This is a genomic window from Streptomyces sp. NPDC030143, from assembly GCF_055573695.1.
Genome location: NZ_JBVIAY010000009.1, coordinates 263133 through 283687, shown reverse-complemented (window position 1 = coordinate 283687; position 20555 = coordinate 263133). Strand labels below are relative to the sequence as shown.

Sequence of the window (20555 nt, the reverse complement as noted above, 5' to 3'; positions counted from 1 at the left end):
GTCTGTTTGGGTACAGAGGCTTGTTCTCTCCTCCCTGCTCTCTTTGAGGCGTCCCCCCCCCCCCCCCCCGGGGCCCGGGGGAGGAGGGCGGGTCAGCGCCAGCCGAACCGGCGGTCCACCACGGCCGCGAACTCCTCCAGGGTGAGCACCGCGTCGCCGTTCTGGTCGGCGGCGTCGAACAGCGCGGAGGAGGCGTCGGCGTCCCCGACCGCCCAGAGCGGCAGGTCACCGGAGGCGGCCAGGGACGGACCCTTCGTCCGCAGGGCGGTGATGACCTCTTCCCGGGTCAGCGTGCCGTTGTGGTCGAGGTCGAGCGCCTCGAAGAGTTTGCGTGCCTTCTCGCTCATCCCTGGTCCCCGTTCGTCGCGTCGGTCCCGCCTACGTGAACCAGAACGCCTGTCCGCCCACCCCGGTTCCCCCCGGCCTCCCCTGGAGCCCGGAGCCTAACGGGCCCGCGCGACGAGGAGGGCCACGTCGTCGTGGTCGTCGGGGTGGCGCAGGCCGTACAGGAGGAGGTCACAGGTCTCCTCGAGGGGCCGGGCCGGCTCGTCGAGGAAGCTGAGCAGCACGTTCAGACGGTCGTCGATGGAGTGGTGGCGGGTCTCGACCAGACCGTCGGTGTACAGGACGAGCAGGTCGCCGGGGTCCAGCTCGGCCGTGGTCGCCTCGAAGGGGACGCCGCCGACCCCGAGCGGTGCCCCGGACGGCAGGTCCAGCAGCGTCGGGGCGCGGGCGGGACCGGCCAGCGCGGGCGGCATGTGGCCCGCGTTGGCGATGCGGCACAGCCGCGTGCGAGGGTCGTACACCGCGTACAGACACGTGACGATGTAGTGCTCCAGATCGCAGGTGATCTTGTCCAGGTGCTGGAGCACGGCCCCCGGCTCCAGATCGAGGTCGGCGTAGGCGCAGGTGGCCGTGCGCAGTCGGCCCATGGTGGCGGCGGCGTCGATGCCGTTGCCCATGACGTCGCCCACGACGAGCGCGGTCCTGTCGTCGCTGAGCGGGATCACGTCGTACCAGTCGCCGCCGACCTCGCTGGTGGCCTGGGCGGGCTGGTAGCGGGAGGCGAGTTCCAGCCCGGTGTGCTCGGGCGGATGGTCGGGCAGCAGGCTGCGCTGGAGGGTGAGGGCGGTGTTGCGCACGCTCTGGAACCAGCGGGCGTTGTCGATGGCCACGGCGGCGCGGCTGGCCAGCTCACCGGCGAGGACGACGTCGTCGTCGTCGAACGGGAGCGGATTGCGGGTCCGCTTGAGGTCGAGGGCGCCGATGACCTCGCCGTGGGCGATCAACGGCACGGCGAGATAGGAGTGGACGCCGGCGCGGGCCAGCAGCGAGCCCGCCTCGTCGTCCCGGGCGATGCGCGGCAGGTCGCGGTCGCCGACGTGACGCACCAGTACCGGCCGCCCGGTGTGGACGCACAGCGTGACCAGGCGGTCGCCCCCGTAGGCCGCGAGGTCGCCGGGCGAGTCGGCGGCACGCAGCGCCACAGTCGGGTGGGAGGCCTTCAGAGCCAGCGAGCGGAACAGCTCCGGTCCGTTGTCCTGCCTGCGCGCGCGACGGCAGGCCAGCGCGGAGTCGAGGACGTCCACGGCGACCACGTCGGCGAGTTGCGGCACGGCGATCTCGGCCAGCTCGTGGGCGGTGTGCTCCACCTCCAGCGTGGTGCCGACACGGGTGGAGGCGTCCGCGATGAGGGCGAGGCGGCGCCGGGCCCGGTCGGCCTCGCCGGACGCGCGGTGCCGCTCGGTGACGTCGACGACCGAGGTGGCCGCACCCAGGACCCGCCCGCCGGGGTCCTCGAGCCGGTAGAAGGACAGCGACCAGGCGTGCTCGTGCTCGGGGTCGGTCGGCGGGCGGCCCACGTGGTACTGGTCGAGCAGCGGCGTGCCGGTGGTGATCACCTGACGCAGTGCCGACTCGATGGTGTCCACGTCGGGCAGGGACAGGGTCTCCCGCAGCCGGCGCCCGACGTGGTCCTCGGCGGGGATGCCGTCGATGCGCTCCAGCGCCGGGTTGACCAGGAGGTAGCGCAGATCGGGGTCCAGGAGGGCCAGACCGATCGGGGACTGGCTGATCAGCCGCTCGCACAGCGCCAGGTCGGTCTCGACGCGCTGGAGCAGGTTGTGGTCGGCGGCGATGCCCAGCGCGTAGACGTCGCCGCGATCGTCCTGGAGCCGCATGTTGCGGAACTCCATCAGCCGGCTGCTGCCGTCCTTGTGCCGGATGGGGAAGGCTCCGGCCCAGCTGCGGCCCGTCTCCAGGACCTCCGCGAACAGCCGCCTTACGGCCTGAAGATGCTCGGGGTGGATGAACAGCCGTGCCGCGTACTTGCCGAGCGCCTCCCGGGCGGAGTACCCGAAGAGCTCCTCCGCCTGCGGGGTCCAGAACACGATGCGGCCGTCGGTGTCGACGACCAGCGCGGACACGCTCAGCACGTCCAGCAGACCGGTCGGCGGGGGTGACTGCACGCCGTAGTCGTCACCGTCGGGCCGCAGGGATTCGGCAGTCATCGCGGATCCTCCTCCACCGTGCGGCGGACCGCGCCGGCCTCGGCCGGCGGCGCGCCCCCCGGGATCCGGCCACCGGCCCTTCCATGCTCCCTCCGGTCCGGGGCGTCCGAAAGCGCAGCGGGGAACGGCAGGCCACCGGCGGGGGGTGCGGGCTGCGGCCCCCGGGCCGTGCACAACCGGCGGACAGGACGGAACATGGTCGTGTAGAGGATGGCACCCATGGAATCTGCGCGAGAAGCCGCCGGGGGACCTGCGCCCGCGAGCCCGCGCGACCACGTCGACGCCTCCACCGACGCGGCGGCGGTGGTGACCGCGGACGGGGTCGTGATCGCTTGGACGCGGGGCGCCGAAACGCTGCTCGGCCGCCCGGCCCCGGAGGTCGTGGGCCGCTCCGCCGCGGACCTGGTGGCGATGCCGTCGGACCCGGTACGGGTGGCCGGCGTGGCGGAACGCTGCCGCGCCGGCATGGGATGGAGCGGGCTGGTCCCGGTACGGCACCGCGACGGCCGCCCCATCGACGTCGACCTGCGGGTCTCCGCGTCGTTCCGCCTCGGCGAGCAGGAGTGCTTCCTGATCTCGGCGCGCGGGCAGAGCCGGCAGCGGGCGGTGGGCCAGTCCGTCCTCGACGGCTTCCTGACCCGCTCACCGCTCGGGATGGCGGTGATGGACCTGGACCTGCGCTATGTGTGGCTCAACGACACGCTGGAACGCTTCGGCGGTGTGCCCCGCGAACAGCGACTGGGGCGTCGGCTGAGCGAGCTGCTGCCCGGGCTCCAGGCCGCCGCCCTCGAGGGGCTGATGCGCAGGGTCCTGGAGACCGGGATCCCGGTCACCGACTACGAGTACCTCGGATGGAGCTGGGCCGACCCCCACCGCCGGCACGCCTACTCGACGTCGTTCTTCCCCCTGGTGGACGCCGACGACCGCGTCACCGGTGTCTGCTACATGGTCTCGGACGTCACCGAGCGGTGGAACGCCCGCCGGCTTCTGTCGCTGGTCAACGAGGCCGGCACCCGCGTGGGGACGACCCTGGACGTGATGCGCACGGCGCAGGAACTGGCCGACTTCGCCGTCCCCCGCTTCGCGGACTTCGTCATCGTCGACCTCCTGGAGCCGGTGCTCAGCAACGAGGGGCACGGGGCGTGGCTGACCGACGCGGGTCCGTCCCCCGCCAGGCCGGTGATGCGCCGGGCGGGTCTGAGCTCGGTGCGCGAGGGCTGTCCCGAGGCCGTGGCGCGGGTGGGGGACCGGGTGGACTTCCTCCCTCCGGCGCACGACGCGCGGTTGCTCATCGACGGCGAGCCCATCCTCATCCCGGTCCTCGACCCGTCCGAGGCCGTGTGGGCCGACGAGCAACCCGCGCGGGCGGCGAAGATCCGCGAGTACGGACTGCACTCGATGCTCTCCGTCCCGATGCGGGCGCGGAACACCGCCCTCGGCCTCACCACGTTCGCACGGTCGCTCAACCCCGTCTCCTTCCAGCCCGACGACGTCCTCCTGGCCAGGGAACTGGTGGCGCGGGCGGCACTGTGCGTCGACAACGCCCGCCGCTACACGCGGGAACACACGGCGGCCGTCACCCTGCAACGCAGTCTGCTGCCCCACGCCCTGACCGGCGGGACGGCGCTGGAGGTGGCCTCCTCCTACCTTCCGGCGGACCCCACGGACGGGGTGGGCGGCGACTGGTTCGACGTGATCCCGCTCTCCGGGGCCCGCGTGGGCCTGGTCGTCGGTGACGTGGTGGGCCACGGCATCGCGGCGGCGGCCACCATGGGCCGGCTGCGCACGGCGGTGCAGACCCTCGCCGACATGGAGATGCCCCCAGACGAACTGCTGGCCCACCTCGACGACCTCGTGCTCCGGCTGAGCGCGGAGCGCACCGACGACGATCCGGGCCGGCAGGGCGCCACCGCCTTCCTGGGAGCGACCTGTCTGTACGCCGTCTACGATCCGGTGACCCGCCGGTGCACGATGGCCCGCGCCGGACACCCGCCCCCCGTCGTCGTGGCACCCGACGGACAGGTCTCCTTCCCGGAACCGCCGGCCGGTCCTCCGCTCGGGCTCGGAGGGATGGCGTTCGAGGCCGGCGAGATCGAACTCGCCGAGAACAGCCTGCTCGGGCTCTACACCGACGGCCTGATCGAAGGAGCCGACCAGGACGTGGAGCGGGGCATGACCCGCCTGGGCCAGGTGCTGTCCCGGTCCGACACCGACCTCGCGACCCTGTGCACGTCCGCGGTGCGGCAGCTCGTGCCCGAGCCCCGGCCCGACGACGTCGCCCTGCTGCTGACGCGTACGCACGCACTGGGGGCCGAGCACGTCGTCTCCTGGGACGTGCCCGTGGACCCCGCCGTCGTCGCCGACCTGCGCGCCCGGGCGACGCGCCAGGTGCAGGACTGGGGCCTGGGGGAGCTGGCCATGACGACGGAACTCGTCGTGAGCGAGCTGGTCACCAACGCCGTCCGCTACGCCGCGCCTCCCATCCGGCTGCGGCTGATCCGCGACGCCAGCCTGACCTGCGAGGTCGCCGACGCCAGCAGCACGGCCCCCCGGCTGAGACACGCCCGCAGCACGGACGAAGGGGGTCGCGGCCTCTTCCTGGTGGCCCAGCTCGCCCACCGATGGGGGGCCCGGTACGCGGGTGACGGAAAGGTCATCTGGGCGGAACAGGAGATCCCGTGACCGCGGCTCCCCCGCTTTCGACCCGAGGCTTCCTGTATTGCGCGGGAGTGAGTTGTTTTCCCCGGGCATTTCCCCACTGTTTTCTTGGGGATTCGGTGACGGGTGTATGGATTTTCGGACGTCGGTTGTGTGAAGGGGGATCGGGCTTGCCCGGGGCATCTGCGGTGCAGTAACTAGATGAAACATGAATCTGTTCAGCCGCGGTCCCTCGCTCCGCCGCTCCGCCTCCCCGGCCGCTCGTGCGACCTCCGCCGGTCCCTCGGGTTCGGCGACCGCTGTCCTTCCGGATCCCGCTCTGGCGGCTCTGACCGGGGAATGGGTGATCGACCCCGCACACAGCAGAATCGGGTTCTCCGTCCGGCACGCCATGGTGACCACGGTCCGCGGGGCGTTCACGCAGTACCGGAGCCGTCTCTCCTTCGACGGCCGTGACCCGGCCCGCTCCAGGGCCGAGATCGTGCTCTCCACGCGCAGCGTCGACACCGGTGTGGAACAGCGCGACGCCCACCTGGTGGGACGTGACTTCCTGGACGCCGCGAACTACCCCCACATGCGATTCACCAGCACCGGCGTACGGCTCGGCGGGCCCGACGTCTATCACATGACGGGTGACCTCACCATCAAAGCCACCACGCGCCCGGTGGTGCTGGAACTCACCTATATCGGGAACGTCACCGACCCGTTCGGATATGAGCGGGTGGGATTCGACGGAACGACCACCATCAACCGTTCCGAATGGGGTCTGTCGTACGATTCCCGGCTCGCCGAGGGCGGGGCCATGGTGAGTGAGAAAGTACGGCTCCAGCTCGACATCGCCGCCATCCGCACCACACCCGTCGGCTGACGGCTGCCCCTGCCGCCCCCGGCCCGCCCGCCGTCCGCCCCCGGCCCGCCCTCCGTCCGCCCCCGTCCGCCCCCGGCCGCGCTCGGCCGGGCCCGGTCCGGCTACGCGGCGGCATCCGCCGCGGCCGGCCGTCCGCGCACCCAGCCCAGCAGCACCACCGAGCACACCGCCGCGACCGCGCACCAGGTCGAGACGAACTCCAGCCGCCACAGCGCCCAGCAGACCAGTGCCCCCACGGCGACCAGGACCCCCAGCACCAGCAGCCGCCGGTCACCGGACAGCACAAGTGAGCCGACGGTGGCCAGGAGGTAGCCGGTGACCAGCAGCGGAGCGTGGGAGAGGTCCACGGTGTAGCCGACGGTACGGCCCCGGAGCTCGGCCGTCACCGGGCCGGTGGCCAGGGCGTGCGCGAGCGCCGCGGCGGTCGCGACGCCGATCGCGAGCGTCGGCGTCAACCGGCGCCGGGCGTCCGCCGGCGCGGCGCACAGCACCCCGGCGGGCACCCACACCGCCAGCAGGGGCAGTGCGATGACGGCCCAGACGAGGGTGGCGGGTCCACTGCCGCCTCCCGAGTCCCACACCACGGCCTCGACGATCTGGTGCGCCCCGAGCAGCAGGGGCAGTGCGGCGAGCGGCAGGTCTCGGCGCCGACGCGCCCGGGCCGTACAGGCCACCCCGGCCGCCGCCACCGCCGCGCCCGCCACGAGGTCGGCCGTCGCGCTCCAGCACATGCACGCCACCTCCGTGAACACCCCGGCTCCCGTCGATCGTGAGCACGTTCATAGTGGGCCGTTCTCCGTCGGCGCGCCGCCGCGTCGGTGTGGTCGGCGCGCGCCGCCCCGGAGCCGGTCCGGAGGGTGACCGCTTGCCTGGCCTATCGTTTTTCGATAGTTTTCCATCGAAGGTCGAGCGAGGGAGAGATGATGGGGAAGCTGACCGTGCTGGCGCTGCGCGCCGTGCTCGCGGTGTTGTTCGCGGGCTCCGTGTTCGTACAGGCCGTGATGGTGCCGCTGCTGGCGAGCGACCTGAACGGGCTCGACGCCGACGTCGCCCATCTGCGCACCCCGCTGCTGGTGCTCACGGTCCTCGGTGTGCTGACGGGGCAGGTCGTGGTCGTCTGCGTCTGGCGGCTGGTCACCATGGTGCGGCGGGGAACCGTGTTCTCCCTCGCTGCCTTCCGCTACGTCCACATCGTGATCGGCGCGTTCGTGGCGGCGGCTCTCCTGGTGTTCGCGCTGGGGGTCGTCCTGGCGCCGGGCGAGGCCGTCGCGCCGGGCGTGGTGCTCCTGGTGGGCGGGGTCGCCCTGGCGGTCCTGGGGGTTGCGCTGATCGTGCTCGTGCTGCGGATGCTGCTCGCCCAGGCCGTCGCGCGCGACGTCGAGGCGGCGCGGATGCAGGCCGAACTGGCCGAGGTGATCTGATGCCCATCGCCGTCGACATCGACGTCATGCTGGCCAGGCGGAAGATGTCCGTGGGGGAGCTCGCGGACCGCGTCGGGATCACGCCCGCCAATCTCGCGGTGCTCAAGAACGGTCGCGCCAAGGCGGTGCGCTTCTCGACGCTCGCCGCGCTCTGCGAGGTGCTGGAGTGCCAGCCGGGTGACCTGCTGCGCTGGGAGGCCGAGGTCACCGCGGACGTGTGAGCCGCGGGCCGGGCGCACGGCGTCCGCCCCGCTCCCGGCGCTGGCCCGCTCCCGGCGCTGGTCCGCCCGCGGTGCGCCGCCCCGCCCCCGGCACTCCGGCCCGCCCGCGGCGCTCCCGCCGGGCGGCCCGGCGCCGTTCGCTCGGCTCCGGCCGACGGGCTCCCGTCAGCCGGCGAGAAGCGCGTCCATCTGTCCGACCGCCTCCTTGAGGCCTTCCTCCATGCCCATGGTCACCAGCTGGTCCATCTGCTCCCGCGTCTCGAAGGCGGAGCGGATCTCCATACGGGTGCCGTCCGCGTGCCGGGTCAGCGTCACGCGCACGGTGCTCACGGGCATCGTGGCGCTGGGGGTGCCGTCCGGGTCGGCGAAGCCGTCGGTGAACTCCAGCGACGTGGGCGGGGCGACCGAGGTGACCCGCCACCAGCCGCGGTGCTTGTCGCCCTCCGGACCCGTCATGAAGTAGGTGACCTCGCCGCCCGGCCTCAGGTCGTGGCTCTCGACCGTCGCCGGATAGGTCGGCGGTCCCCACCAGCGCTCCAGTCGGCGCGGGTCGGCCCAGAGCTGCCACACCTTCTCGAGCGGGGCCGTGAAGTCGGCGATCAGGGTGAGGGTGAGACGGTCGACGTCCTTGTCCACGCTGGTCACGCTCATCTGCCTTGTCCTTCCTCCGGATGGTGCTCCTGTGTGTGGGGGGCCTGTGCGAGAAGGGAGGACATCCGCTCCACCCTGCCGCGCCACAGCGCCTCCAGGTCGTCGAGGGCCTGCCGCGCCCGCGCCACGGCGTCGGGCTCGGTGAGGACGAGTTGCTCGCGGCCGCGACGCTGTTTGGTGATCAGTCCGGCCCGCTCCAGCACCGTCACGTGCTTCTGCACGGCGGCGAAGCTCATCGGATAGGCCGTGGCCAGTTGCGTGACCGACAGGTCGCCCTGGACGCAGCGGCGCAGTATGTCCCGGCGCGTGGTGTCCGCCAGGGCGTGGAAGAGCCGGTCCAGGCTTCCGTCGGTACCTTCATCTACAACCATTTGGTTGTATGTTAGTCGACGGCGCGTCCCGTGTAAAACGCTGAGGGCCGTGCGGGTGACGCGCCGGACGGAACGGGACGACCTGCCGGGAGCACTGGAGCAAGCGGCATGCACCCCCTCGGCGGCGTCGAGGTGCGGTGACCTCGGACGAGTGCGAGGGTCGGTTCCGAGCCGAATGCCTCCGCGGCCGGCCCCGTCCGGGCGGCCGGGCGTCGCGGCGGGCGTGCAGTCGCCGATGCGGGGGACCCAGCGACTCACCATCCTCTGCCGTGGAGGCACAGATGACCTTCAACCCCCTGGAGCAACGGGGCATCCCGCTGGATCGCCAGCTCAGGAACTGGCGCGAGCTGAACGTCACCCCCATCGACCCCGACCGCTGCGACCCGTACACGCGCTGCCGCGTCATCACGATGAACGGCATCGAGGTCGAGGCGATCCTCTTCAGCCACCAACTGGCCCGCAACACCGTCGACCCCGAGGTCAAACGCCGGCTGGCCGAGGTCCGCTACATCGAGCACCAGCAGCAGAAGACGGTGAACTGGCTGCTGCCAGGGGTGGCGTCGGTGCTGGAGACGACCATCGCCTACGAACAGGTCGCCGTGGACCTCACCGCCTGGGTGGCGCGGATGGAGCCGAACCCCTACCTGAAGCAGGCGTACGAGTTCGGTGTGCTGGAGGACTTCGACCATCTGTACCGGTACGCCAACCTGTACGAGATGATCGAGCACCGCAAGGCGGACGCGATCGTCGACGGCCTCACCGAGGTCATGCCGGGCCGGCCGACGAAGTATCACCACCGGCACCCCGCCGACAACGTGCGCGACCCCTACGACCGCGACACCACCGACCCCCTGTCGAAGCTGCACGCCCTGACGGTCATGTCGGCGGAACAGCAGACCATGAACTTCTACATGAACGTCGGCCCGCAGTACATGGAGCCCATCGCCCGCCAGCTCTACCAGGAGATCGCCCTCATCGAGGAGGAGCACGTCACCCACTACGAGTCGCTCGTCGACCCGGGCGAGAGCTGGTGGGAGCAACTCGTGAACCACGAGTACAACGAGTGCTACCTCTACCACTCCTTCATGGAGCAGGAGAGCGACCCCAAGGTGAAGGCGATCTGGGAGCTGCACCTCAACCAGGAGCTGGAGCACCTGCACATCGCCTGCGACCTGATGCGCCGGCACGACGGACGTGACCCCGAGTCGGTCCTCGCCCCCCGGCTGCCCGACGTCCTGACCTTCGAACCGAACAAGGCGTACGTGCGGGAACTGCTCGACACCCAGATCGATCTGACGACGCTCGGCGCGGGCTACGTCCGGGAGGCGCACGAGCGGTTCGAGAGGATGCAGGAGCAGATCCACGGCGGCGAGGCACCGCCCAGCGAGCGGGTCGTCGCAGAGCACCGGGAGATGTTCGGGCGCGAGTACCGCGTCGAGACCGAGGGCGAGCACCCCGACCCCGCCCTGCGGGAGAAGTGAGGAGGCGACGGCCATGCCCGAGACGCACACCCCGCACGCCGGCGACGACGCCGCCCGCGACGACGACGTGGTCTCCCTCCTCATGCGCCAGCACGGGGACATCCGCAACCTCTTCGACGAGGTGGAGGGCGCCGAGGGAGACGCCCGTCAGGACGCCTTCCGCCGTCTGGTGCGGCTGCTCGCCGTCCACGAGACGGCGGAGGAGGAGCTCGTGCACCCGTTCGTCCGCCGCTCCGTCGAGGGCGGTGAGGCGGTCGTGGACGCCCGTCTGGAGGAGGAGCGGTCGGCCAAGGAGAGGCTGAGCGCCCTCGACGAACTGGACTCCGGCGACCCCGCGTTCATGCCCCGCCTGGCGGCCCTGCGCACCGAGGTCCAGGAACACGCCCGGGCCGAGGAGCGCTACGAGTTCATCCACATCCGGCGCGGCGCCGACCCGTCGACCCTCGCCGCCCTGGCCAAGGGCGTCAAGGCCGCCGAGGCCGTGGCGCCCACCCGGCCCCACCCGGGTGTGGAGTCGGCCGCGGCCAACGTGGCGCTCGGCCCCGTCGCCGCCCTGATGGACCGCACGCGCGACGCCGTCCGCAAGGCCGTGGACGGCGGCTGACACGCCGTACGACGGGCCACCGACGGCCGCCGCCTCCGGGCGGGTGACTCTGCGGCCGTCGGCTGTCGGGCGCGGGCGCGATGCACGGCTCTCGGTGAGGGCGCGGGTGGTTCCGCGGCCACCACCTCGGGGCGCCGGTGGCCCGCAGCCCGCCGCGCCACCGGCTCTGCGGGGCGCATCCCCGGGCCGGGGTCCCTCACGCGCCGTCGTCGTCCCGTTCCTCCGGGACCGTGTCCAGCAGGTCCCGCGCCAGGCGCAGGGCGGACTCCTCCGTCCGGGCGGCGATGCGCCGGAACGTCTCCTGGGCCGCCCGCGCGGGCCACTCCTGGGGCAGGTGGCGGACGGGCAGCCGGGGGTCGGTGCGGATGATGCCGAGCCACTCGGTGACCAGCAGCAGCCGGGTGGCGACCGGATCCCCGGCATGGCCCTCGGTGGCCTCCAGCGCGGTCCACCGCTTGTCGAACGCGGTGTAGCGGGCGGCGAGGGCCTCCAGGTCCCAGCTCTCCTGGACCATGCGGTCAACATCGGTCGTCCTCGCGTCGGCCGAGGCGTGGAACACCTTGACCCGGGCGGAGAGGCCGAGTTCGGCGATGACACCGGAGACGTCGACCCGGCCCGGCGCGATCCACAGCCCGCTGTACAGGGCGCCGAAGCCGTACCAGATCAGCCGGGAGCGCAGGTCGTGCCGCTGGCGTTGCCAGGAGTCGGGCAGGGAGAAGCCGAGCAGGGTCCAGACACCGTCCCAGTCCTCGTTGACCACGCCGTCGTGCCAGATCCTCCTGCCGCCGTCGTGGAGGATCCGCTTGGCCTGCGGGGTCAGTCCGAAGTACATCCTGCGGCCCTGCCGCTGCCGGCGCAGCAGCTCCCGGCCCACCATGCGGGTCAGGGTGGAGCGCACGGCCTGTTCACCGACGCCGACGCGGCCGAGGACGTCGATGATGCTGCCCGAGTACACGCACAGGTCGCCCTCGTCGAGGACGTGGTTGCCGAAGAAGGCCAGGACGAGCGACTGGGGGCGTGGCTGCCCGGTGCCCGGCGCCTCGGCGCCCGGCGGTTCGGCGGGGATCTGTGTTGCTTCCACGGCCGAAAGCCTACGGTCCGGGCCACGGTGGCGGTCGCGTCCCGTGGCCCGGACCCGGGCGGTCACGGCCGGTCGGCCGGGTGGGCCAGGTCGTAGGGCCGGGGGTACGGGGCGGGCGTGTAGCGGGCGTAGCGGGCCTGGCCGGCCGGATCGGCCTGCCGGGCGCGGGAGTTGAGCGCCGAGGGCCCGGTGTCGCGCCAGCGGCCGGTGGTGATCCGCTCCTCCAGTGCGTGCAGGGCGGCGACTTGCTCGCCGGGCGTGAACGTGCAGTGGCCCGGAGCGTCGACGTACGCCTGGCGGAGCAGCGGGGCGGAGCCCGCGGCACGGGCCGCCCTGCGGTAGGCGCTCTGCACCGACACCGGGACGAGGGCGTCGCCGGTGGTGTGGATCGACAGTTCGGGTTTCACCAGCCGGCCGGTGAAGGCGCTGGTCCGGCTCATCCGGTCGACGGCCGAGGGGTCGGCCGCCACGCGCGGCGCGCGGTTGAGCGCCGCGACGTCCGCGCCGAGCGACAGGCCGGCCTTCCGGTAGAGGGCACCGACCTCCTTGTACGTCGTCGAACGGCGCAGCATCGCGGCGTAGTCGACGCCGGTGTTCCAGGACATGGAGCCGCCGGCGCGGCTCTCGGCCTCCTGGCGCCAGACGAACGCGGGCTGCCGGACCAGTCCGCTCACGGCCTGGTACTGGTTGGCCTGCTGGGTGTCCCAGTCGGTGGCGGCGGGACGGGGCTGGGTGGCGTCGTTCCACACCGGGATGGTGCGCAGGGCGGCGGCGAGGGCGATCCGGGCGCGGCCGGCCGCCGTCTGCTGGGCGGTGGAGACGACGTTCGTCAGGGCGGTGGCGGCACCGGCCGCCGTCGCGCGGTCCGGGAAGCCGGTGAGGGGGATCCCTGAGCCCGGTGCGAGCAGCGTCCGCAGGGCGAAGACCGCGTCGAGGGTGTTGTTCCAGTTGGCGACGCCGCCGTGGACCAGTCCGCACATCGGCAGGGAGCCGTCGATCCGGCGCGGGTGGCGTTCGGCGAGGGCGGTGGTGACCAGGCCGCCGTAGGACTGGCCCCAGGCGATGGTGCGGCGGGCCTTTCCGAAGCGGGCGGTGAAGGCGTCCAGGGTGGCGAGCTGGTCGGGTACGGCGTCGGTGACGGCCCAGCCGGTGGTGGCGTACGACGAGCCGATCAGCGCGTACCCCTGCCGCAGCAGCAGCTCCTTCGTGGCCGTGCCGGGCGCGTTCTGGGCGGGGTTGGGGTTTCCGGCCGGGACGTAGCCGTGGCTGAAGAGCAGCACGGTGCCGTTCCAGCCGGCGGGGACGTCCATGACGTACGTGGCGCCGGAGGGCAGCGAGCCCTCGGTGTGGGAGGTGTCGGCGGTGGCCGCCGCCCCGGCGGGGGAGACCGGGGCGGCGAGCAGGGCCAGGGCCACGAGGACGACCGTGCGCAGACGGCCACGGGTGGGGGCGGTGGTCCGGGTGGGGGTGGTCACGACAGGACGTTCTCCTTGTTGGGGGTGGGATCGCCGGCCGGTGCGCCGAGCGAGTCGGCGTGCGTCTCCCGCAGGAAGAGCAGGGCCAGCGCGGTCACGGTGGCGCCGCCGCACAGCATCAGCGCCACCGGGGTGCCGTTTCCGGTCCCGGCGACGAGGCTTCCTGCGATCATCGGGGAGAAGCCGGCGCCGATGAGGGTGGCGCCCTGGTAGCCGAGGGAGGCGCCGGTGTAGCGGACCCGGGTGCCGAACAGCTCGGTGAGCAGCGCGCCCAGCGGGCCGTACATCGTGGACTGGGCGATGCCGTGGCCGAGGACGACGGCGAGGATCAGCAGGCCGGGCGAGCGGGAGTCGACGAGCGCGAGGACGGGGAAGGCGAGCGCGGCGGAGGCGACGGCGCCGGCCAGGACGACCGGGCGGCGGCCGACCCGGTCGGAGAGCGCCGAGGCGCAGGGCAGCACGACGAGCGCGACGCACGCGGAGACGGTCAGCGCGGTGAGGACCTGCGGGCGGGCGTAGCCGATGCCGGTGGCGTAGGCGATGAGGTAGCTCGTCAGCAGCGACTGGGCGGTGAAGGCGCCGATGCCGACGCAGCAGGCGAGCAGCAGCGGGCGCGGGCGGCGCAACACCTCGAGGACCGGCAGCCGGGCCTCGGCGCGGTCCTTCTTCACCTCGGCGAACAGCGGACTCTCTACGACCTTGAGCCGCACGAAGAGGCCGACGCCGAGCAGCACCACGCTGAGCAGGAACGGCACACGCCAGCCCCAGGCCGTGAACTGGTCCCTGGGCATGGCGACCACGAACGTGACGACCAGTGAGGACAGCAGGGAGCCGAGTGGTGCTCCCATCTGCGTGAAGCTGGACCACAGGCCGCGCCGCCGTTCCCCGGCGTGCTCGACCACCATCAGCGTGGCGCCGCCCCACTCACCGCCGATCGCGATGCCCTGGACGACCCGCAGGGCGATCAGCAGGACGGGCGCCCAGACACCGATGGCGTCGTACGTGGGCAACAGGCCGATGAGGAAGCTGGCGCCGCCCATGAGGCCCATGGTCAGCAGCAGCATCGACTTGCGGCCGAGCCGGTCGCCGAAGTGACCGAAGACGATCCCGCCCAGCGGGCGGGCGACATAACCGGCGGCGAAGGTGCCGAACGCGGCGACGGTGCCGACGGCGGGGTCGGCCCCGGGGAAGAACAGGTCGCCGAAGACCAGGGCGGCGACCGTCCCGTAGACGAGGAAGTCGTAGAACTCGACGGCGGTGCCGAGGAGTCCGGAGAGGGCGACGCGGCGCAGTTGCCGGGTCCGTTCGGCAGTCGTGGCCGGTGAGGCGATGGGGGACGGGGGCATCGCGGTCTCCCTTGACCGGGGGAAGGACACAGTGAAGATAGGCAGGTAGGTAACGGGCGTCAATAAGTTGCACAACATCACGGTCTCGTCGTGCGCCGCCGGCCGGCGGTCCGGCCACCCCTTGTCGAGGCCACCCGGATCCGCTTGTGGGGAAGGGTAGTTGGGAGGCCGGGGTGTCGAGGGGGATCGCCGGGGCGGTGCCGGCGTCCGCTCGCGGCGGCGGCATCCGGCCGATCGGCCGGGACTCTTGACTCCGCATGTCTGAGTGATGATCCTCGACACACACCTTGTGCCGGTCATGACAATCCAGAGAGTGGTCCTCGGGCCTCGGACGGCCTGGCTCGTCGACCGTGCCGTACCGCCGACCGAGGGACTGTCCGTGACCGTGGCTCACCGCCCGTACCGCAGACGCAAAGGCGCCGCCGTCGTGGCGCTCCTCTTCTCCCTGCTGGCCATGGCCCTCGGCCCCACGCCGAGTTCGGCGGCCGGGTCCGGCTGGTGGGAGCCCACCGCGAGACCCGCCCCGGACTCCGGCATCGGCGTCACCGGGGCGCCGTTCACTGGCACCGACGCCCAGGGCGACGTGCGCGGCTTCGTCGACGCGCACAACCACCTGTTCTCCAACGAGGCGTTCGGCGGCCGGCTCATCTGCGGCAAGCCGTTCTCCGAGGCGGGCGTCGCCGACGCGCTCAAGGACTGCCCCGAGCACTACCCCGACGGCACGCTCGCGATCTTCGACTACATCACCCACGGCGGCGACGGCCGGCACGACCCGGTCGGCTGGCCGACGTTCGGGGACTGGCCCGCCCACGACTCGATGACGCACCAGGCGAACTACTACGCGTGGATCGAGCGGGCGTGGCGCGGCGGCCAGCGGGTCCTGGTCAACGACCTCGTCACCAACGGCGTGATCTGCTCGGTCTACTTCTTCAAGGACCGCGGCTGCGACGAGATGACCTCCATCCGCCTCCAGGCGAAGCTGACCTACGACCTCCAGGCCTACGTCGACCGGATGTACGGCGGCACCGGCAAGGGATGGTTCCGGATCGTCACCGACAGTGCGCAGGCCCGCCAAGTGATCGAGCAGGGCAAGCTCGCCGTCGTCCTCGGTGTCGAGACCTCCGAGCCGTTCGGCTGCAAGCAGATCCTCGACATCCCGCAGTGCGACAGGGAGGACATCGACAAGGGCCTGGACGAACTGCACGCGCTCGGCGTGCGCAGCATGTTCCTGTGCCACAAGTTCGACAACGCGCTGTGCGGGGTCCGCTTCGACTCGCACGGCCTCGGCACGGCGATCAACGTCGGCCAGTTCCTGTCGACCGGCACGTTCTGGAAGACGGAGAAGTGCACCGGCCCGCAGAAGGACAACCCGATCGGCGGGGCGGTGGCCCCCGGGGCCGAGGAGGCCCTGCCGGACGGCGTGGCCGTCCCGGGCTACGCGGCGGACGCCCAGTGCAACGTCCGCGGGCTCACCGATCTCGGCGAGTACGCCCTGCGCGGCATGATGCAGCGCAAGATGATGGTCGAGATCGACCACATGAGCGTCAAGGCCACCGGCCGGGCCCTCGACATCATGGAGGCCGAGTCCTACCCGGGCGTGCTCTCCTCGCACAGCTGGATGGACCTGAACTGGACCGAGCGGGTCTACTCCCTCGGCGGCTTCGTCGCCCAGTACATGCACGGCTCGCGGGAGTTCGCCGCGGAGGCGCGGCGCACGGACGCGCTGCGCGAGAAGTACGGCGTCGGCTACGGCTACGGCACCGACTTCAACGGCATCGGCGACCATCCCGCCCCGCGCGGCGCGGACACCGCCGACCCGGTCACCTACCCCTTCCGCAGCGCCGACGGCGGCTCCCTGGTCGACCGTCAGACGACCGGGCAGCGCACCTGGGACCTCAACACCGACGGCGCCGCACACGCCGGGATGATCCCCGACTGGATCGAGGACGTCCGGCTCGTCGGCGGCCGGGACGTGGTCGACGACCTGATGCGCGGTGCCGAGTCCTACCTCGGCACCTGGGGCGCCTCCGAGCGGCACCGGGCGGGCGTGAACCTCGCCCGGGGCGCCGCGGCCACGGCCGCGTCGGCGGAGTCCAACCCCTTCACCGACTACGCGCCGGGCCGGGCCGTCGACGGCGATCGGGACACCCGCTGGGCCAGCGACTGGAACGACGACCAGTGGCTGAGGATCGATCTCGGCGCCACGCGCCTCGTCGGACGCGTCACCCTCGACTGGGAGCGCGCCTACGGCAGGGCGTACCGCGTCGACCTCTCCATCGACGGCGTGACCTGGCGGACCGCCTGGTCCACCGCCACCGGTGACGGCGGCCTGGACACCGCCCGCTTCACCGCCGTCCCGGCCCGCCACGTCCGCATCCAAGGGCTGGGCCGCGGCACCGACTGGGGCTACTCCCTGTACGAGGTCGGCGTCCACAGCGGCTAGCCGCAGCGGCACGCCACCCGGCTCACCTGCGACGACGCCCGGCGGTGGGCTCCGACGACCCCGGAGCCCACCGCCGTCGTCCGTTTTCGGACGTCCCCGACGCGACACAGGACTGGAACCAGTCCATTTCTTGAACCGTTCGTGTTTATGGGGGTAGGTTGGCGCCATGACCGCATCCCGGGCTGCGACCCCAGCCACGGAGCTGCGCGGTGCAGGCCTGCGGGTGACGGCCGCCCGCGTCGCGCTCCTCGAGACCGTCAGGGACGGCGATCACCTCGGCGTCGAGGCGATCGCCGCCGGAGTGCGCGACCGCGTCGGCCACATCTCCGTGCAGGCCGTGTACGACGCGCTCCACGCGCTGACCGCCGCGGGACTGCTGCGCCGCATCGAGCCACCCGGCAGCCCGGCCCGCTACGAGGGGCGCGTCGGGGACAACCACCACCACCTCGTGTGCCGCTCGTGCGGTGCGGTCACCGACGTCGACTGCGCGGTCGGCGAGGCTCCCTGTCTGACCGCCTCACACGACCACGGGTTCTCGATCGACGAGGCCGAGGTCATCTACTGGGGCCTGTGCCCCTCCTGTTCCACCACCCCCAGATCCTGAGCACCGAGATCCACGCAGTCCGGAAGGATTCCACCGATGTCCGAGAACCATGACGCCATCGTCGTCGACCCGAAAACGGCAGGCGAGGGCGGCGGCTGCCCGGTAGCGCACGGACGCGCCCCGCACCCCACCCAGGGCGGCGGAAACCGCCAGTGGTGGCCGGAGCGGCTCAACCTGAAGATCCTCGCCAAGAACCCGCCCGTCACCAACCCGCTGGGCGAAGAGTTCGACTACGCCGAGGCCTTCAAGAGCCTTGACCTCCCGGCCGTCAAGCAGGACATCGCCGAGGTGCTCACCACCTCGCAGGACTGGTGGCCCGCCGACTTCGGCCACTACGGCCCCCTGATCGTCCGCATGGCGTGGCACAGCGCGGGCACCTACCGGATCAGCGACGGCCGCGGCGGCGCCGGCGCCGGCCAGCAGCGCTTCGCCCCCCTCAACAGCTGGCCGGACAACGCCAACCTCGACAAGGCCCGCCGTCTGCTGTGGCCGGTGAAGAAGAAGTACGGCCAGAGCCTGTCCTGGGCCGACCTCATGATCCTCGCGGGCAACGTCGCCCTCGAGACCATGGGCTTCGAGACCTTCGGCTTCGCCGGTGGCCGCGAGGACGTCTGGGAGGCGGAGGAGGACGTCTACTGGGGCCCCGAGACCACCTGGCTCGACGACCGCCGCTACACCGGCGACCGCGAGCTGGAGAACCCGCTCGGCGCGGTCCAGATGGGCCTCATCTACGTCAACCCGGAGGGCCCCAACGGCAACCCGGACCCGATCGCCGCGGCCCGCGACATCCGTGAGACGTTCCGCCGCATGGCGATGAACGACGAGGAGACCGTCGCCCTGATCGCCGGCGGCCACACCTTCGGCAAGACCCACGGCGCCGGCCCGGCCGACCACGTCGGCGCCGACCCCGAGGCCGCCACGCTGGAGGAGCAGGGCCTCGGCTGGAAGAACACCTACCGCACCGGCAAGGGCGGTGACACCATCACCTCCGGCCTGGAGGTCACCTGGACCGCCACGCCCACCCGGTGGGGCAACGGCTTCTTCGACAACCTCTTCGGCTTCGAGTGGGAGCTCACCGAGAGCCCGGCCGGCGCCAAGCAGTGGGTCGCCAAGGATGCCGAGGCGATCATCCCCGACGCCCACGACGCGTCGAAGAAGCACCTGCCGACGATGCTCACCACCGACCTGTCGCTGCGCTTCGACCCGATCTACGAGCAGATCTCGCGTCGCTTCCACGAGAACCCCGACCAGTTCGCGGACGCCTTCGCCCGGGCCTGGTACAAGCTGACCCACCGCGACATGGGCCCGAAGGCGCTCTACCTCGGCCCGGAGGTCCCCGAGGAGACCCTGCTGTGGCAGGACCCGCTGCCGCAGGCCGAGGGCGAGGCCATCGACGCGGCCGACATCGCGGCGCTCAAGGCCAAGCTGCTCGACTCGGGCCTGACCGTCTCCCAGCTGGTCTCCACCGCCTGGGCGTCGGCCTCCACCTTCCGCGGCAGCGACAAGCGCGGCGGCGCCAACGGCGCCCGGATCCGCCTGGAGCCGCAGCGCAGCTGGGAGGTCAACGACCCCGAGCAGCTCGCCACGGTCCTGCGCACCCTCGAGGGCATCCAGCAGGAGTTCAACGCGAACTCCGGCGCCAAGAAGGTGTCCCTGGCCGACCTGATCGTCCTCGGCGGCAGCGCCGCGGTCGAGCGGGCCGCCAAGGAGGCCGGCTTCGAGGTCGAGGTGCCCTTCGCCGCCGGGCGCGTCGACGCCACCGAGGAGCACACGGACGCCGAGTCCTTCGCCGCGCTGGAGCCGACCGCCGACGGCTTCCGCAACTACCTCGGCAAGGGCAACCGCCTGCCGGCCGAGTACCTGCTGCTCGACCGGGCGAACCTGCTGAACCTGAGCGCCCCCGAGCTGACCGTCCTCGTCGGTGGTCTGCGCGTCCTCGGCGCCAACCACCAGCAGTCGCAGCTCGGCGTCTTCACCGAGACGCCCGGCTCGCTGACGAACGACTTCTTCGTCAACCTGCTCGACCTGGGCACGACGTGGCAGTCGACCTCCGAGGACCAGACCACGTTCGAAGGCCGTGACGCGGCCACCGGCAAGGTCAAGTGGGCCGGCAGCCGTGCCGACCTGGTCTTCGGCTCCAACTCCGAGCTGCGCGCCCTCGCGGAGGTCTACGCGAGCGACGACGCCAAGGAGAAGTTCGTGACGGACTTCGTCGCGGCCTGGGTCAAGGTCATGAACGCGGACCGGTTCGACCTGGTCTGAGCCAGGGCCCGACTCCCGCACCCGAGCCGTCCGGGCCGGTCCGCGCCGAGCGGTCCGGCCCGGACGCCTGCCCGGGCCCGGGCCGCGGCGCTGCCGTCCGAGTTCCTTGGTAATGCGGTCCGGCATGAACGCCGAGGACTCGCGGGCTCGTTCGTCCCACGCGAACACACAGGCGGTGGCCACACCGACGAAGCCCCGTCTCGTCGATCGGCAGCGCACGGAACATGTAGGGGTCGAGGGCGATCTTCACGCGGCGCCTCCGTAGAAGGCCGGGCGGGGCTTCATGCGACCCGCCGACCCGAGCACCCACCCGCGCCTCCGCCCTCCGACCGCCGCGCACGTGGGCGGAGGCCGAGGAGGGGGCCCGGGCGCCCGTCCCGATCGTCTCCGCCGTCGGTTCGCGGTGGAACGCCTCGCGGACCCCGGACGCGCGCCCCGGGAAGCGGTGCCTGCCGCGAAGCCGCGGTACGGGGCGCCGGCGGTCCGGGACCGGCGTCGGCTTCCTGACCGTGCTGCGCCGGGCGGCGGCTCACGTGGTGGCCCCCGTCGGACACGTGTG

The 20555-nt window shown here is 72.3% G+C and carries 17 protein-coding genes and 1 pseudogene; 9 read left to right on the top strand and 9 right to left on the bottom strand.

All coding sequences use genetic code 11. The features are described from left to right. Positions 1–92: 92 nt before the first annotated feature. Positions 93–347, bottom strand: a complete 255-nt coding sequence (locus ACZ4YY_RS18615) for an EF-hand domain-containing protein (RefSeq protein ID WP_468290869.1) — start codon at positions 345–347, stop codon at positions 93–95. 96 nt (positions 348–443) lie between these two features. Continuing rightward, entirely contained in the window at positions 444–2510 is a 2067-nt protein-coding gene (locus tag ACZ4YY_RS18610; protein ID WP_468290867.1) for a SpoIIE family protein phosphatase, read from the bottom strand. A gap of 210 nt (positions 2511–2720) precedes the next feature. On the opposite strand from ACZ4YY_RS18610, the gene ACZ4YY_RS18605 reads away from it, so the two are divergent. Continuing rightward, positions 2721–5192: a SpoIIE family protein phosphatase gene (locus tag ACZ4YY_RS18605; protein WP_468290865.1), complete on the top strand. Its 2472-nt coding sequence runs from the start codon at positions 2721–2723 to the stop codon at positions 5190–5192. Between the two features lie 184 nt (positions 5193–5376). After that, positions 5377–6036: a YceI family protein gene (locus ACZ4YY_RS18600; protein WP_468290862.1), complete on the top strand. Its 660-nt coding sequence runs from the start codon at positions 5377–5379 to the stop codon at positions 6034–6036. 101 nt (positions 6037–6137) lie between these two features. Here the strand turns inward: ACZ4YY_RS18600 and ACZ4YY_RS18595 are convergent, their stop codons facing one another. After that, a complete protein-coding gene (locus tag ACZ4YY_RS18595; protein WP_468290859.1) occupies positions 6138–6767 on the bottom strand; it encodes a DUF6629 family protein in 630 nt (209 codons plus the stop codon). Between the two features lie 192 nt (positions 6768–6959). Here ACZ4YY_RS18595 and ACZ4YY_RS18590 point away from each other — a divergent pair, with 192 nt between their 5' ends. Continuing rightward, entirely contained in the window at positions 6960–7457 is a 498-nt protein-coding gene (locus ACZ4YY_RS18590; RefSeq protein ID WP_468290856.1) for a DUF2975 domain-containing protein, read from the top strand. Beyond that, positions 7457–7678 (top strand): helix-turn-helix domain-containing protein, encoded by a 222-nt coding sequence (locus ACZ4YY_RS18585; protein ID WP_468290853.1) that lies wholly within the window; start codon positions 7457–7459, stop codon positions 7676–7678. Before ACZ4YY_RS18590 ends, ACZ4YY_RS18585 begins: the two co-directional genes overlap by 1 nt. 165 nt (positions 7679–7843) lie before the next feature. On the opposite strand, the gene ACZ4YY_RS18580 is transcribed toward ACZ4YY_RS18585, so the two are convergent. Next, positions 7844–8329 carry an SRPBCC family protein gene (locus tag ACZ4YY_RS18580; protein WP_468290850.1) on the bottom strand — a complete coding sequence of 162 codons (486 nt, stop codon included), beginning with the start codon at positions 8327–8329 and terminating at the stop codon, positions 7844–7846. Continuing rightward, entirely contained in the window at positions 8326–8700 is a 375-nt protein-coding gene (locus ACZ4YY_RS18575) for an ArsR/SmtB family transcription factor (RefSeq protein ID WP_468290847.1), read from the bottom strand. Before ACZ4YY_RS18575 ends, ACZ4YY_RS18580 begins: the two co-directional genes overlap by 4 nt. A 281-nt stretch (positions 8701–8981) precedes the next feature. Here ACZ4YY_RS18575 and ACZ4YY_RS18570 point away from each other — a divergent pair, with 281 nt between their 5' ends. Beyond that, positions 8982–10181, top strand: a complete 1200-nt coding sequence (locus ACZ4YY_RS18570; RefSeq protein ID WP_468290844.1) for a hypothetical protein — start codon at positions 8982–8984, stop codon at positions 10179–10181. Between the two features lie 13 nt (positions 10182–10194). Further along, positions 10195–10785: a hemerythrin domain-containing protein gene (locus tag ACZ4YY_RS18565; protein WP_468290842.1), complete on the top strand. Its 591-nt coding sequence runs from the start codon at positions 10195–10197 to the stop codon at positions 10783–10785. Between the two features lie 196 nt (positions 10786–10981). Here ACZ4YY_RS18565 and ACZ4YY_RS18560 read toward each other — a convergent pair whose 3' ends face one another. The 3 genes from ACZ4YY_RS18560 to ACZ4YY_RS18550 all read right to left on the bottom strand — a co-directional run bounded on the left by ACZ4YY_RS18560 (position 10982) and on the right by ACZ4YY_RS18550 (position 14687). After that, a complete protein-coding gene (locus tag ACZ4YY_RS18560) occupies positions 10982–11866 on the bottom strand; it encodes a PaaX family transcriptional regulator (RefSeq protein ID WP_468290840.1) in 885 nt (294 codons plus the stop codon). Positions 11867–11928: 62 nt separating this feature from the next. Next, positions 11929–13341 (bottom strand): alpha/beta hydrolase family protein, encoded by a 1413-nt coding sequence (locus tag ACZ4YY_RS18555; RefSeq protein WP_468290837.1) that lies wholly within the window; start codon positions 13339–13341, stop codon positions 11929–11931. Further along, positions 13338–14687, bottom strand: a complete 1350-nt coding sequence (locus ACZ4YY_RS18550) for an MFS transporter (protein WP_468290834.1) — start codon at positions 14685–14687, stop codon at positions 13338–13340. The genes ACZ4YY_RS18555 and ACZ4YY_RS18550 overlap by 4 nt, the downstream gene beginning before the upstream one ends. A gap of 379 nt (positions 14688–15066) precedes the next feature. On the opposite strand from ACZ4YY_RS18550, the gene ACZ4YY_RS18545 reads away from it, so the two are divergent. The 3 genes from ACZ4YY_RS18545 (at position 15067) to katG (ending at position 19996) form a co-directional block, all read left to right on the top strand. Continuing rightward, positions 15067–17130, top strand: coding sequence for a galactose-binding domain-containing protein (locus tag ACZ4YY_RS18545; protein ID WP_468290952.1), 2064 nt, complete (start codon positions 15067–15069; stop codon positions 17128–17130). Between the two features lie 166 nt (positions 17131–17296). After that, on the top strand, positions 17297–17734 hold the full coding sequence (locus tag ACZ4YY_RS18540; RefSeq protein WP_468290831.1) for a Fur family transcriptional regulator: 438 nt from the start codon (positions 17297–17299) through the stop codon (positions 17732–17734). 36 nt (positions 17735–17770) lie between these two features. Next, complete coding sequence (katG, locus tag ACZ4YY_RS18535) at positions 17771–19996, top strand: catalase/peroxidase HPI (RefSeq protein ID WP_468290828.1); 2226 nt, start codon at positions 17771–17773, stop codon at positions 19994–19996. A 99-nt stretch (positions 19997–20095) separates the two neighbouring features. Here the strand turns inward: katG and ACZ4YY_RS18530 are convergent. Further along, positions 20096–20188, bottom strand: a pseudogene (locus ACZ4YY_RS18530) (sugar phosphate isomerase/epimerase); the annotation flags it as partial. Positions 20189–20555: the final 367 nt, after the last annotated feature.